The organism is Anaerobacillus sp. ABR4_321, assembly GCF_056158505.1.
Genome location: NZ_JBSWTK010000001.1, coordinates 1,170,629 through 1,185,901, shown reverse-complemented (window position 1 = coordinate 1,185,901; position 15,273 = coordinate 1,170,629). Strand labels below are relative to the sequence as shown.

At 41.4% G+C, this 15,273-nt stretch carries 14 protein-coding genes; 2 read left to right on the top strand and 12 right to left on the bottom strand.

The window, feature by feature from the left end:
* The first annotated feature begins 186 nt into the window (after window positions 1–186).
* Window positions 187–672, top strand: a complete 486-nt coding sequence (locus ACXADT_RS06235; protein ID WP_270180183.1) for a hypothetical protein — start codon at window positions 187–189, stop codon at window positions 670–672.
* Between the two features lie 63 nt (window positions 673–735).
* On the opposite strand, the gene ACXADT_RS06230 is transcribed toward ACXADT_RS06235, so the two are convergent.
* Window positions 736–1,209 (bottom strand): HIT family protein, encoded by a 474-nt coding sequence (locus tag ACXADT_RS06230; protein ID WP_474833735.1) that lies wholly within the window; start codon window positions 1,207–1,209, stop codon window positions 736–738.
* Window positions 1,210–1,481: 272 nt separating this feature from the next.
* Between ACXADT_RS06230 and ACXADT_RS06225 the strand changes: the two genes are divergently transcribed.
* Window positions 1,482–1,628 carry a BH0509 family protein gene (locus tag ACXADT_RS06225; protein WP_270180185.1) on the top strand — a complete coding sequence of 49 codons (147 nt, stop codon included), beginning with the start codon at window positions 1,482–1,484 and terminating at the stop codon, window positions 1,626–1,628.
* A gap of 41 nt (window positions 1,629–1,669) precedes the next feature.
* Here ACXADT_RS06225 and ACXADT_RS06220 read toward each other — a convergent pair whose 3' ends face one another.
* The 11 genes from ACXADT_RS06220 to ACXADT_RS06170 form a co-directional block, all read right to left on the bottom strand.
* Window positions 1,670–3,454, bottom strand: coding sequence for an ABC transporter ATP-binding protein (locus ACXADT_RS06220; RefSeq protein WP_474833733.1), 1,785 nt, complete (start codon window positions 3,452–3,454; stop codon window positions 1,670–1,672).
* Between the two features lie 25 nt (window positions 3,455–3,479).
* A complete protein-coding gene (locus ACXADT_RS06215; RefSeq protein ID WP_474833731.1) occupies window positions 3,480–4,628 on the bottom strand; it encodes a phosphotransferase in 1,149 nt (382 codons plus the stop codon).
* A 255-nt stretch (window positions 4,629–4,883) separates the two neighbouring features.
* Entirely contained in the window at window positions 4,884–5,789 is a 906-nt protein-coding gene (gene murQ, locus ACXADT_RS06210; RefSeq protein ID WP_474833729.1) for an N-acetylmuramic acid 6-phosphate etherase, read from the bottom strand.
* A 29-nt stretch (window positions 5,790–5,818) separates the two neighbouring features.
* Window positions 5,819–6,781 carry an N-acetylglucosamine kinase gene (locus ACXADT_RS06205; protein WP_474833726.1) on the bottom strand — a complete coding sequence of 321 codons (963 nt, stop codon included), beginning with the start codon at window positions 6,779–6,781 and terminating at the stop codon, window positions 5,819–5,821.
* Window positions 6,768–7,592, bottom strand: coding sequence for a carbohydrate ABC transporter permease (locus tag ACXADT_RS06200; RefSeq protein ID WP_270180190.1), 825 nt, complete (start codon window positions 7,590–7,592; stop codon window positions 6,768–6,770). The genes ACXADT_RS06205 and ACXADT_RS06200 overlap by 14 nt, the downstream gene beginning before the upstream one ends.
* 10 nt (window positions 7,593–7,602) lie before the next feature.
* Complete coding sequence (locus ACXADT_RS06195) at window positions 7,603–8,553, bottom strand: carbohydrate ABC transporter permease (protein ID WP_474810395.1); 951 nt, start codon at window positions 8,551–8,553, stop codon at window positions 7,603–7,605.
* A 19-nt stretch (window positions 8,554–8,572) separates the two neighbouring features.
* A complete protein-coding gene (locus ACXADT_RS06190) occupies window positions 8,573–9,832 on the bottom strand; it encodes an ABC transporter substrate-binding protein (protein ID WP_474833724.1) in 1,260 nt (419 codons plus the stop codon).
* Between the two features lie 4 nt (window positions 9,833–9,836).
* A complete protein-coding gene (locus ACXADT_RS06185) occupies window positions 9,837–10,853 on the bottom strand; it encodes a serine hydrolase domain-containing protein (protein WP_474833722.1) in 1,017 nt (338 codons plus the stop codon).
* Window positions 10,846–11,697, bottom strand: coding sequence for a MurR/RpiR family transcriptional regulator (locus ACXADT_RS06180; RefSeq protein ID WP_474810391.1), 852 nt, complete (start codon window positions 11,695–11,697; stop codon window positions 10,846–10,848). Before ACXADT_RS06180 ends, ACXADT_RS06185 begins: the two co-directional genes overlap by 8 nt.
* Window positions 11,698–11,844: 147 nt before the next feature.
* A complete protein-coding gene (locus ACXADT_RS06175) occupies window positions 11,845–13,122 on the bottom strand; it encodes an exo-beta-N-acetylmuramidase NamZ family protein (RefSeq protein ID WP_474833720.1) in 1,278 nt (425 codons plus the stop codon).
* A gap of 49 nt (window positions 13,123–13,171) precedes the next feature.
* The gene (locus ACXADT_RS06170) at window positions 13,172–15,253 is read right to left on the bottom strand and encodes a glycoside hydrolase family 3 protein (RefSeq protein WP_474833718.1); all 2,082 of its coding nucleotides are present in this window, start codon (window positions 15,251–15,253) and stop codon (window positions 13,172–13,174) included.
* Between the last annotated feature and the right edge of the window lie 20 nt (window positions 15,254–15,273).

Sequence of the window (15,273 nt, the reverse complement as noted above, 5' to 3'; positions counted from 1 at the left end):
CGTTTAAGGTTGAAAAAGGCGGGTATATACCTAATAAGAGTAATGCTTACGTTTACTGTATAGTCGCATAATTGGTGGAAATGAGCTGGACAATTAGAGCTAGACATAAGCCAAAGAGGACTAGGAGACCCCTGGTTCTTTTTGGCTTTTTTTAATCCCCAAAATATCAAGAAAAGGAACGACGTTATGTTTGGAATTAGTGATTTTCTCAAGTTATTACTATCTGCTTTTATTATTCTACCTATGGTTTCAATCATTAGAGAAGGCGGCTACTTATTAACTAGCTACTTTCTAGGCGCTAAAAACTCGAAGGTCGTAATCGGATGCGGGCCCCGAATCTTCAACATAGGCATATTTGAATTTCGCAAATATTACTTTATGTATAGCTGGTGCAGCTACGATAATTTACGTTATAAAGAAAACTGGGCACAGATCCTTGTTTATGCTTCTCCAATCGTTGCGAACATCGCCGTTGCGCTAATTGTAAATTTTGCGCTTTCTTTTGGATGGCTCGACATGAAGGAATTCGGTAAACAATTCATTTATTACGCCTTTTACTTTGTACTGTTCGATCTATTGCCAATTTATTATCCAGATGGGCAGCCGAGCAATGGAAGAATCGTGTATGAACTCTTTCGATACGGTCAATTCCCAGAGTATGAAAAAGAATGAGTGAACGGCAAAGCACTAGACAGGTTTGCATGAAAGGGGAACGATGCCGCTCCCTCCTCCCGCCTAAACATGACTTTCGACTAGTTCAACAATCGCACTGCTCAACTTTTGTTTTGTTTCGGTAAGCTTCGTATCATCCTCGATACAAACTTCTCCGTTTTCTATGTAGAAGGTGGAGAATGCCTGACCTTCATACCTCGGCACGAGATGCATATGATAATGCGTTAACTCGTTAAATAGTCCACCGTTTTGACAAATCGTTATTCCGTCGGGAGCATACACTTTCTTGATCGCTTTTGACAAAAGAATCGATGCCTTCATCACTTCGGTTGCCGTTTTATCATCAAACTCCTCTACATCGTGAAAGTGGGATTTTGGCAAGATCATAACGTGACCTTCATTGAAAGGTTCATGATCTAGAAAACAAGTTAAGTATTCATTTTCATACACAACGTGAACGGGTTCACGTTTGTTGGCTAAACGACATCCTAAGCAATTCAATCGACCACTTCCTCTAGTTTGTTTTGGAAATTTCATAGATTTATTTTATCATTCGTCTTCAAGCTAGGCATGTTTTTATATTTAAGCACGTGACCTTCCAACCCAAGACTTTTTTACTACAAATACGAACATACAATCTTGTTTTAGAGGAAATTTCCTGAACGGTCCCTCACTTTAATCACAATTACACATCGGTTATATACGATATATCTCAAAACGGTATTGTATTGATCTCATTTTGAGATATATAATGATAGTAACAAATTGAAAGCGGTTACAGACGCTTAACCATACAAGGAGGATTTACAATGAGCCAGAAAGCAAGAAACCAATTTATTGAACGTTTGACGACGAAAACGACAATGAATAGGGACGACGTTCTGAAAATGTCCGATGCAGAAATCGAATACTTCCACTGGCTCTATTTCGATGAATCACCGATGGAATTGATGTAAATAAAAAATCCGCTGCAAATGCAGCGGATTTTTTATTTACATTAGGCCCGAACCCGATTCCACATTCTTGTTTTATCATTAACTGAAACAACTTCACCATTGTCCATTTCATAAACTATATCGCAGTTTTCAATAGTACTTAATCGGTGAGCGATAATGATTAGCGTTTTTTGACCCTTTAATAAATCTATCGCACGCATGATTTCTTTCTCTGTACCGTTATCTAACGCAGATGTGGCTTCGTCCATGAATAGAATTTCCGGGTTGGTATACAGAGCCCTAGCTATGCCAATCCGCTGCCTTTGACCACCTGAAAGCTTTACTCCTCGCTCTCCCACCATTGTGTCTATTGATTCTGGTAGAGTTTTAACATAATCTTTTAGCTGCGCTTGTTCCAAAGCTCGCCATACTTCCTCGTCATCTATATGCTCTTTTTTCAAACCAAATGCTACATTATTTCTAATTGTATCGTCAGACAAAAAAATTGATTGAGGGATATAACCAATTTTTTGCTGCAGGGTACATTGTTGTTCTTTGAGAGCCTTGCCGTCAATCAGTACTTCCCCCTTTTCAGGTGAAAGGATTCCTAAAATAATGTCTACGATGGTTGTTTTTCCAGCTCCTGATCTCCCAACAAAAGCTATAGCGTGACCAATTGGTATTGTTAAAGAAACATTGTTGATCGTCAACTTCTTGTCATTTGGATATTTAAAGCTGACGTTAATTAAACTTATTTCATCTTTGTACGTTTTTTCGCGTGCGTTTGTTCCATTAACTTGAGGAGTGATTGCTTCTTGCTTTTGAACCTTATGTTTTAAGTCAAGATCTTCAAACACCACTGCAAGAGCAGGGTAATTATAACGAATTGCTGTTATCATATTGAGGATTCGATTGATTGACGGCAGTAATCTGAAAGCGGCCATGCAGAAAAGAGCCATAGTTGATACGATTTTTGAGGTTTCTAAATTTTGATAAAAGATAATTAACATCGTGACTAGAACAACGGTGATAATAATAGTTTCAATAAAAGGTCGCGGAGCATACTCCAACATCTTTATATAGCGATTGTTAACAGAGATTATTTTACCTTGATCTGAATAGGCGTTGACAAAATAATCTTCCTTTCCAGTCACCCTAACTTCTTTTCCTGCGCCTAATCCTTGCTTCACCCATTTGATCATTGAACCATTTAAGTCTTGTTGCTCTTTGCCAAGAAATGATATCTTGGAACGATAAAATTTGTAGAATAATAATACACTTGTACTCAATATAGCTGAGGCTGTAAGAGTAGCTATAGGGGAAACGAGAAACAAAAGCATAAGGATACATAGAGCTACTAAGAACTCCGTAACTAGCTGGAAGGATGAAACAATCACTTTTCTATATATTTTTGGTACCTCAATTGTTATATTGCGGAGTAAATCTGCTGAATTCCGTTGCAAATGAAAAGTGTACGGCTTAGTTAAATAAGTCTGGAAGAGTTTTGCTGAAAGGTTAATTTCCTGGTTGAATATAAGTTTATACTGTGCATGCTGAAAGAGAATTAAATAAACGTTTTTCACAATAAAGATAGACAAAAACATGAGCACCGTAAAAATCACAAACGAGTTTGTCGACATAAACCCTAAATTGTTATAGATATATGAGAGAATCGCAATATCATGAATATTCTCAGGGTTTGTAATGATTCCTACAAAAGGGATGATTAACCCGATACCTAACGTTTCAAATAACGCTGCAATGATCATCATGAAAAATAAGATGGTCAATTTTTTCTTTTCTCTTCTCTCGAAGAGCCTCATCGTTTTTTTTATCGTATCAATCATACCTTCCCACCTTTACTATCGTAGATTATCTTTCTACGAATATCTTTGGTTTTCCTAAAGTCTCCAGTTCATAGCTTTCAAAAATTTTAATCCACTTCATCAAGTCAATCGGTTTATCACTATAAGTTAATATCTCTTGTAACCTTAAAAACAGAAACTCTAGATAAAATAAATAACGATAATTGTGATGAGGACTGAGTTCCTGTAAAAAATTTACTTTCTTTTGTAAGTATTCACTGAAGTGAGAGATATCCTCTTCAATTTCGGATGCTAGCTTCCGTCTATCGTCTCCTTTCGATCTTGATACTCGTATAAATAAAAGAAAATAGAGATCGAAGTAACAACTTCTTTTACCAAGGGTGCTCCAATCAATGATTTTGAACTCTCTATTATTTCTTAAGATATTAACATCACAGAAGTCGCCATGAGAGAATACCAATGGGAGGCGGTCAAGTCCATTCGAATCATAATGACTTTGGAGATAAGCAATAAAATCAAACAACCTATACAACGAATGATCATCATCTTTATAGTAGGTAGAGCCGTATTCATAGATTTGCTTGCATAGCTTCTGGAAATAAGACTCAAATGAAACTTCCTCCGGATCACTTGTTGTAAGGATATCTTTTAGAAGAGGAAACACCTCTATATACAGCTCTGAACGACCAATTTTTTGATAAGAAGGTGCTCGATAATTTATATAACTTTCAATAATATATCGATTATGTAGATCCCAGCTTTTAACCTCAGGAGCTAGTGCACACAATTGTGCCTCTATAAGATTATTAACCTGTCTCTCAACCTCGTTAAGCTGGATTTTCTCTGGAAAAATGGTCACAACTTCATTGTTTTTAAAGTTAATTATTTTGTATTCACCCTGTCTAAGGGTTAATAAACAGTGTCCGTTCACGTTTGTGGTCAGTTCTAGACATGTGTTAGATCTGGCTTCTAACCTCTTTTTTTTCTGGTAAAAAATTGTGGTATATTGTAAAACTCGAATTAGCCTAACGACTGGTAGGAACCTGTTGATATAATCAAGCTTTTGAAACCGATCAAGAAAATAGAACGACTTCGCCCCGAACAACAAATACCAAATGACCGTTACTACTTTTGCATTTGCGTTGAAGTATAATGTTTTGTGGATATGCAGATACTTAAATTCTTTATCCCCCATACCAGCTCTCCTTTATAATTGATATTCCCACACAGGAAATTCTTAATAAAGAACAAGTCGATAAGTTGATCCCTTCACTATAAAATTCACGTTCATATTTATTAAAAGGGATACTCCTTTTGGTTCATTCTATATAGTAATAGTTTAGTTCTATATAAAGAACAAGTCAACAAAGACTTATAATTTTATGTAAATTTTATTACAAAATAAAGAAAGAGCTCTTCCCCTTAGCATTAGAGCTCTTTTTCATAAGCTTTATCTTTTCTCCACATCTCTCATAACCTCTGCAAAGTTTCCATCCTTTTGATCAAGGATTGCACTTGCTTCTTTAGCTCCGAGCTTTAATAAAAGCATGATAATCGCAACACGAACATCTCCCTTGGCCTTTTGACAAGCCTCTAATGCTGCTTCTTTATCAAAACCAGTGATTTCTTGCACAATAGCAACAGACCTCAGTCTAAGTTTTTCATTCGAAGCTTGCACGTTAATCATCAGGTTTCGATACACTTTTCCAAGCTTGATCATCGATGCTGTGGTGATCATATTCAAAACCATCTTTTGGGCTGTTCCTGCCTTCAAGCGCGTGGAACCTGTGACCACTTCAGGTCCAACTGGGACTTCGATCGGGTAGATCACGTTTTGTGATAAGGGGGAACCTGTATTACATGCGATTCCCGCTGTCGGTATCCCGAGTTTCGTCGCAGCATGAACAGCTCCTAAAACATATGGCGTTCTTCCACTTGACGCGATTCCGATCACCATATCCTTTTTCGTCACATGTTTGTGAACATCTGCCGCTCCTGTCTCAGCACTATCTTCGGCCCCTTCGATCGGGATACGAAGTGCACGATCACCGCCTGCGATGATACCGTTTACTAGATCATGCGAGACACCAAAGGTGGGCGGGCATTCAGAAGCATCAAGGACTCCAAGACGCCCGCTCGTACCGGCTCCAAAATAAAAGAGTCGACCGCCACTCTTCATCACATCGACAGCCCGATCGATGACCTTCTCAATCTGGGGCAAAGCCTTCTTCACCACTGAAGGTACACTGTGATCTTCTTCATTCATCAATTCGATGATCTCTAACGTCGAGAATTGATGAAGTTGTTCTGATTTTGTATTTCGCATTTCTGTATTCAAGTTGTTCACATCCGTCATATCTGTACCTCCATCAGGTATAGCTGTCCTCACATCGAATGATAGGACGACGTTAGATTTTTTTTCATTTGTTCAGTCAGTGCCCCTTTTGTTAGGAAAGCACAAATACATGCTCCCGATGCAGGGGATAGATCTGGAACGACCAAACGGTGGTTCAGACCGTTACATTGCACGTTTCTTTCGAACATCTTCCTGAATAGATCTGATTGAAACAAGCCTCCACTTAGTACGATCGATTCTGCATCATGCACAGCTTCTACTAATTTCCTTAAACTATCACAAGCATCCTCAAGAATAAATAACGCAGTATGATTCCGTTTGTTTCCTAGCTTTATAACGTACGCTGCAAGTGACGCGATTTTCAATCGCGGATAGGTGTCTTCATAAATACTAGTAATGATGTCTCGAACATCGTTCAACGCTAATGACGATAATATTCCCTCAATAAACCGCTCATCTTTTTCTCGTATGCCGTCATGCATCTCGGAAACTACTTTCAGCGCTTGTCGTCCGATCGCATACCCACTTCCATCATCTCCGAATAGGTATCCCCAGCCTCCAGCACGTACAGGTGGCTGACCACGAGTGATCGAGTAGGCGATCGATCCGGTCCCTGCGATGAGGACAGTTCCTTCCATAGAATATGTTCCGCTAGCAAGTGCCCCGTAGGCATCGTTTGTCACCATTATCGTTCCATTGAATTCTGGTAAACTTTCAAGAAGCCACTTCTTCCAGCGCTTCTGATCTTCTGCTCTGTCTCCTCCAGCTGCTGAAACATAGATCACGTCTACATCACTCTTTACAAGGTTACGAGTTAGCGGTTCGATCACCTGCTGTATTTCCTTACGAACTTCTTCTTCAGAGCGAGATTTGATATTCGTTGATCCTGAACGACTTTTCGCTACGATCGTTCCGTCTTCATTGCATAGCAAGGCTTCCGTTTTCGTTCCACCACCATCAATTCCGATAACATACGTTTTATTTGATCGCACCTTGGGTGAGTCCCTCCATAAATTGTTTTGAAGCAATGAAGAAGAGGACGATCATCGGCAGTGAAGCAAGGGTGAGACCGGCGAATAGCGCCCCCCAATCTGCAGAATACTCTCCGAAAAGGGAAAGCATACCGACTGGAATTGTTCTTTTTAAATCATCCGTAATGAAGATCAACGGAAAGAAGAAGTCGTTCCATGATTGGATGAATTGAATGATCATCACAGTTCCTAGTGCTGGTCTCATAAGAGGTAAGACGACGTTCCATAGAATGCGAAGGTTACCAGCGCCATCAATTCTCGCAGCTTCTTCAAGCTCGCGAGGCATTGTTCGGAAGAAACCTGTCAATATAAGAACGGATAGCGGAATCCCCGTTGCAACATACATGAAGATTAATGACCATAGTGAGTTTAATAGCTGCAAATCTTTCATCAAGATAAACAATGGGACGATTCCAAGCTTGATGGGAAGCATCATTCCCATAAGGAAGAAGAAGAAGATCATGTTATTCCATACAAACGTAAAACGGGCGATATAAAATGCTGCAAGAGACGATGTCACGAGTATGAGCGTCACGGAAACAACACTAACGAGAACGCTGTTCATGAAGTATGTCATGAAAGGAACCTGGTCTAGTAAACTTTTATACGTATCGAGCGTGAACGTCTCAGGTAACGAGAGCGGATTTGTAAAGATTTCAGAACTCGACTTAAAAGAAGAGAGGATCATCAATAGAATCGGATAGATGCTGATCGATGCGACTAAAAAAGCAAAAACATAGTAAAACGGCTTTGTCCAGATTGTATGATTCATCATATCCCTCCTATAGATCCACTTGTCTTTTCTGCATATACTTCAGGTACAGTGCCGTAAAGAACGCGATGAAAATAAATAGTACGACTGCGAGAGCTGAGCCTAGACCGACCGCAGTAGTAGAGCCGCCTGCCGAACCGCCAAATGCCAGTCGATAAAAATAAACGGCGAGCGTATCCGTAGAGTGGTAAGGTTCTCCTTGTGACCCTTGCATCGCGTAGACGAGTTCGAACGCTTCAAACGACTGAATGAACGTTAACACCGTCATAATCATGATCGAAGGTACCATGAGCGGTAAAACGATTCGTCGAATCATCGCAAAACCACTTGCCCCATCAAGCTTTCCTGCCTCGAAAAGCTCTTTCGGAATCGATTGAAAACCGGCAAGAAAGATTAGGACTCCAAAGCCAAGTCCATACCAGCAGTTCACGAGAATGATTGAAATGAGCGCCGTATCGGGGTCTCCGAGCCATGCCTTCTGCAGGTGTTCAAGACCTACTTTTTCTAATACGACATTCAACGCACCATAGTTCGGATTGAGGATCAGCTTCCAAAGAAATCCTACTACGATGACGGAAAGCAGACGAGGTAAGAAGTACGCGATTTTTAGAAACTCAGAACCTCGCACTCTTTTATAAATGATATAAGCAAGAATGAAAGCAAGACCGTTTTGAAATATCATTTGAAGGACAAAATACAGGATGTTGTGACCAAACGCATTCCAAAACAAGTCTGAAAACGGTTGAAGGGTGAAGAGGTCCTTAAAGTTCTTAAACCCTACGAATTCTCCCCTCACGATCCCGTTCCAATCGAAGAAACTGTATGTAAGTGCTGCAAACAAAGGATACACAATAAACAATCCATAAATAATCAAGGCGGGAATAGGGAAAAGGTGAATGGTCCACCTTTTCCAGTTCCGTTGCTTTTTTATCGTCACAGGTGTATGCATTGCTGGCTTCATATTCTCCGCCCCTTATCGATTATTTTAAAGGTTCATACCAAGACTTCGCGCTATCTTGAACAGCATTTGCAACATCTTCAGGTGACCGCTCACCTAAATACATGCCTTGAAGTTCAGTTTCAATAACTGATTTTGTGGAAGGATTTCCTCCAGCAAAATGAACGAGCATCATGTAAGGCGTTGACCTCTCTTCTACGGCTTTTCCGAGATCATTCACAAGCTGATCATCAGATGAAATACCAGGAATGGCACTGATCATCTTAAATTCTTCTGTGAACATTTCACCGAATTCCTCTGTCGTCATAAATTGAAGGAATTTCTTTGCGGCCTCTGTGTTTTCTGAGTTAGCATTGATAGCATAAGATCCGTCTACCCATGTTGTGATGGTCGGTTCCTTTCCAACGGCAGATGGCATCGGGAAGAAGCCTAGCTCAAGGTCAGGATTCATTTCACGAAGCACTTCGATTTCCCAGCTTCCTAATGGGAACATCGCAGCGTCTCCTGTAAAGAACATCGTACGAATATCTTCCATTCCAAGACCTTCATAGTTTTCAGGGAAAAATTGCTTCAATTCATCCATCGCTTCGATCGAACGGTTGAACTCTTCACTTGAGAAGTCGGTCTCACCAGCCGTGACATTATCAACAAATTCGTTCGCCCCGTAGTGTGCCGGGCCAATAATACCGTGGGAAAGTGATAGGAGCCATCCTTCCTTCGTTCCAAGAGAAATAGGCGTGTAGCCTTCGTCTTGCAACGTCTTATTCAGCGTCATAAACTCTTCCCACGTTTGTGGCTCTTCAAGACCTAGCTCTTCGAAAATCTTCTTATTGTAAAACATTTGCGTTGTACTGATATTTAAAGGTACGCCATACTGCTTATCGTCTGTTCCTTTTGAAGCAGCAAGTGTTTCTTCTGGATACTGATCGAGTCCTTCTAATCCATCAAGCGGTTCGAGATACCCTGCATCAGCTAGCTCAATTCCGGGCGCATACGGACGAAGGTGGATGATGTCTGGACCTTCACCGCTTTGGAGAGCCGTGTTTAGAATCGTGTTATACTCCGTATTTTTAGAAGGGTTAAATTCTACCGTAATATCTGGGTACTCTTCGTTAAATTTCTCAATCACCTTTTCATAGCTTGCTTTGTCTTCCGTTCTCCAACTGCCGATCGTTAACGTTGTCCCGTCCTCACCGCCGCTTTCACTACCTGTATTCGAGCTGCTGCAGGCCGAAATGACTAGGATGATCGCCAAGAATACAAACGCTTTCATTTTCTTCATACCATTACTCCCCCTTAATAAAAGTTGAATGAATCAAGGAATGTAGATGAGGTCGAATCACCTTCATATTATGTTTTCTTCCATAGTGAACGATGTTCGTCAAAAACGTGACGACGAGGTATTCGACTGGATCAACCCATAAACTTGTTCCTGTAAAACCGGTATGGCCGAAGCTCCCGATCGACCACCTCCCTCCACACGAAAGGTTGGCTCCTTTCCCGCTCCACACTTCAAATCCTAACCCTCTGTTACCTACTACATGTTTCTGAGCTTGTCGTATTCTCTTCTCTGATAGCACAGTTTGCCGCTCTGGATAAAGAAATAGACTACCGAATTTCCCAACATCATTTGAAGTTGAAAACAGTCCAGCGCTTCCGCTTTCTCCACCTAGGTGTAAGGCTTTTTCATCATGAACGACTCCCTGAATGTAAGAGCCATCGTACGTTTCTGTAGATGCAATATTAGTTTGATCTGTAGGATGAAAGCCAGTGGACTCTAACCCCCACGGACGATACAGATACGTATCTGCGAATGTTGAGAGAGATAATCCGCTTATTCTTTCAATCACTTTTCCAAGCAAAATCATGCCTGAATCGCTATAAAGGACTTTTTCACCCGGCTTATGAAGAAGAGAGAGTGCAGTGATTTCTTCAAATACCGGACGCCACTCGCTTCTGTTCATACGTTTCAGATCAGCGGCAAGTCCGCTTGTGTGAGTAAGGGCGTGTGAAATTGTTACTTCTTTGTGTTTGAACTCTGGTATGTAAGTCTGGATGGAATGGTCTAGTTTTAGTGAGCTGTTGTCTAACAGCCAAAGAATTGAAGGTAGTGTCGCCATGACTTTTGTCAGAGAAGCGACATCGAATTGTGTGGTTTTCGTGATAGTAGATAAGTTGTTTTGACGGTCATGGTAGGTTCCATAAGCTTTGTGAAAAACGGTTCTACCGTGATGCTGAACGTGTAACGTGGCGCCTGGCAGTTCACCATTGTCGATCAGCTGTTGGAGATACTGATCAAACATGCTTCTTTGCATCCTCTAACGCTTTCCGAGTTCGCTCGAGTGCAGCGACACTATCACTATAGCTCCTGCTAGTAAGACCAACATAAAGGATGTCGATCACATTGAGTTGCGAAATACGTGAGCTCATTGCACCGCTTCGAATGCTCTTTTCAAGTGAGCTCGTAAAAAGTTTGATATCAGCAAGTTGAGACACAGGATTCGTTCCATACTTCGTAAGCGTAATGACAGTCGCACCATTTTCTTTCGCAATCGACAATGACTGAATAATATCGTTTGTTTGACCGGAATAAGAAATACCGAATACCACATCTTCTTCACTAAGGTTCGCGCTGATCGTTCCTTGTGTATCATAGTCGGTTGCGGCTTCACACCAGCGATTGATACGAGAAAGCTTTTGTTTAAAATCTTGTGCGATCAGTCCTGATGCTCCAATGCCGTATAACGCGATCTTCCTTGCTTTTCCAAGCACTTCGATCGCCTTCTCCACCTCGTCACGTGATAATACTGAAAGGGTATCATTGATGGATTGGATGTTATTGTTCGATATATTCGCGATGAAAGAATCGACAGTACCGTCGATTGAGATTTCTTGATAAGAGTTACTGCTGTGCTTCGTAGCAAGATCACCAGCGATGCGCAGCTTTAATTCCTGAAATCCCTTGTAGTTTAGCGTTCTAGAAAGCCGAATGATCGTCGCTTCACTAACTTCAGTCCGATGTGCAAGTTTTTGAATGGAAAGATTAATCACTTCCTCTGGGCGATTAACAATATATTCTGCTACTTTTCGTTCTGAAGGTTTAAGTGAGGCCATCGATTCTTGAATACTGATTAATCCCCCGTTCATCATTCACCCTCCTTTTTGATAGAATTTTCTAATAAGTTTATTCTAGTGTATCAAGTTTTATTTATTATTCAACTACTTTTTATGAAGTTTTATTACAAAATACAAGAAAAAGCACCCGCAAGTGCTTGCTGCGAGTGCCTTTCTACGTTATTTATACAGTAAATAATTCTTTCTAACTTTTTTAAAAGCTTTCAGATCATCTTCCCATTTCTCCTGCATCTCTTCTACACTTTCTCCTTGCTCGATCGCTTCACGTATCCATCCATTCCCAACAAGTAAGTCGAAGAATGAAATGCCGCTGCTGTTTTCTGCTCTGAACTCAAACTCTTCAGGGTATAAATCGTGAATCGTTTTTACGAGGCTAATACCAGTAATAACCGGTTCAAATTCTTCTTTATCCGTAACATGAAGTTGAACCCCGTGTGATAGGTTTCCAGCATGCTTCGAGAAAGAAGGTGTAAAGGACGCCGCTCTAAACTCTACTCCCGGTAAATCGAGACGGTTTAATTCAGAAGCGAGTTCTGTTGATTGAATAAAAGGTGCTCCGATCAGCTCAAATGGCTTTGTTGTTCCGCGTCCTTCCGATACGTTTGTTCCTTCAATCAATGCCGCTCCTGGGTAGACGAGTGCTGTGTCTAACGTCGGCATATTAGGCGATGGCAGTACCCACTCGAGTTCTGTATCATCATAGTACATATTCCGGTCCCAGCCTTCCATTTCAACGACAGTTAAATCTGCGCCGATGCCAAACTCATTGTTGAATAGCTTCGCAAGTTCTCCGACCGTCATACCGTGACGCAGTGGAATTTCATATTTGCCTACGAAAGAAGAATAGTCATCGTTTAGAACTGGTCCTTCAACCGCTTCTCCGCCAAGTGGATTCGGACGGTCTAGAACGATAAATTCAATGTTGTTTTCTTCTGCTGCTTCCATCGCATACGCCATCGTATAAATGTACGTATAGAAGCGAGTCCCCACATCTTGAATGTCAAAAAGCAACACATCGATGCCTTCTAGCATTTCTGGTGTAGGTTTTCGAGTCTTTCCATAAAGGCTATAAACAGGAAGTCCAGTCTGCTCATCCGTGTAAAATTCCACGTACTCGCCGGCCTGCGCACTTCCTCGAACCCCATGCTCAGGTCCATAAAGAGCAGTAAGGTTCACGTCTGCGTCATTATGAAGACGATCGACGATGCTAGTCAACTCTTGATCGACTCCAGTTGGATTCGTGATCAAGCCAACGTTTTTCCCTTCGATCAAATCTTTTTCTTCATCTAGAAGCACTTCTACTCCAAGTTTAAAATCGTTGTGCTTCTTTTTATGATGGCCATGTTTATTTCCTTTACCCTCGCTATCAGCTAAAGCAACCGAAATACTAGACATAACAAGAACAGACATCAAAAGCATGACAAACCATTTTTTCATACGTAAAACTCCTCCCCCGGGAGAGAGCGGAAGGCTCTCTCAGATTAGTTTAGTATGTTAAACCGTGGCCAAATGGATAGAGAACGTCATTTTCATTCGCTCCTGGAATCGTTACAGGAAGCTTTCCTGAAGGTGTGTTCTCACCAAAGATGGCTGCAGCCGTCGCTTCAAAACTTGCTGTTCTGAAACCGTATTGTGCAAGGTAACTATCGATTTCAGGATAAGCCATGATGTCATATGGATTACGTATTCCAACCCCAATTAGTTCTGCTTCTGATGTTTCCATCAAGTGATTGACGAGTTTCATTTGTGGATGGTCTTCTGAACGAGTTCCAACACTGTACGTATACGTCCCGACAATGATCTTATCAGCCGATTCAACGACTTCACGCTGTTCTTCTGTTAATTCGTAATTCGAAGCGAGGCTGATCACCGTTGCATTTGGCTGATGCTTTTTAACTGCCTCTCCTAGAGAATCAATAAAACTTCTCCCCAACACGACAACGTTTTCGTCACTTTGTTTTGTAAGAGGAAGGACGTTTTCATTCTTAATAAGTGTGATGGATTTTTCTGCTGCAGTTTTTTCAACAGCTTTGTGCGCATCTGATCCAACCGTTTCTTTAGCTTTTTGAATTTTTTCATCTACGTTTTCGGGATCCTCTGATTTAATGATCCCTCTATTTACTTTCAATGTTAAAATTCGTTCGACAGACGCTTCGATTCTTTCATTAGAAATTTCCCTAGATCGAACTGCTTCTAGTAACCCATCAGCCACTTCAGGTAAGCCAACCGGCATCAACACGATATCGGTGCCTGCTTTCACAGTACGAACTGCAGCATCGACAGCACCAAAATGTTCAACGATCGCACCCATGTTCATCGCATCTGTGATGATGACGCCTTCATGACCCATCTCTTCACGCATCAGTCCAGTCAACACTTTTTCGGATAACGTAGCTGGCAATGAGATCTCTTCACCATCTTTTTTGGATATCACTTTTGTGTCATCGATTTTCGGAAAAGTTACGTGTGCGGTCATAACGGCATCGATTCCTGCTTCCATCGCCTGCTGAAACGGATAAAGCTCTACCTTCTTTAGACGCTCCTTGTCATGAGGAACTTCAGGCAATCCGAGATGAGAGTCTACCGCTGTGTCCCCGTGACCAGGAAAATGCTTTGCTGTTGCTGCCACTCCAGTTTCCTGAAGTCCTTTTATATAAGCTATCCCTTGGTCCGCAACAAGCTCTGGATCTTCGCCATATGAACGTACGCCTATTACAGGGTTGTCAGGATTATTGTTCACATCGAGCACTGGAGCTAGGTTCATGTTAATGCCAAGAGAAGCAAGTTCCTCACCGATTACGCGCCCAACATCCTGTGTCACTTCTTCAGATCGTGCTGCGCCGAGAGCCATGTTTCCTGGCATATCAGTGCCAGATTGAAGGCGCGTTACAATTCCACCTTCCTGGTCGATCGTCATCAACAATCCATATTTCTCAGACGCTTCCTGGTAATCAGATACGAGCTTAGCTGTTTGCTCTGTCGTTACAACGTTTTCTCGAAACAAAATGACTCCACCAAGATGATAGTCCTTCACCTGCTGCTCGATCTCAGGCAGCATTTCCGTCACATTTTCACCGTTCCATTTTCGATAATCCGGCATCAACATCTGACCGACCTTTTCTTCTAGCGTCATCTTATTGATGGCATGTTGGATAATGTCGTACTTCATTCCTTTTTCTTTGATTAGCTTCGGAGACTTCGAACCATGAATGGCAATGCGATCGCGATCGTTACCATCTGAAACGTAAATAAACGTGCGACCAGGATGATCCTTCAGCGTCACCTTTCCAGTCTTATCAACAGACGCCACATTTTTATTTGAAGAGTGCCACGTGAGCTCGTCTGATGTTTTCATAAAATGACCGTCGTCATAAATGTGAAGAGCACCTAACTGAATTGTCTTCCCTTCAACGTTTGTTTCTACTTCAGGAACATTTTGCATAATGATCAAATCGGTCTGTCCTTCATCCTTCTTTGCTTGAGCTTCACTAGGATTCATCCAGCCTTGCGACACGATCAATGCGAATGCTAATAAAAAAACGAAGTTTCGCTTTAATTTCCTAGGCATGACTTCCCCTCCTATTTTAT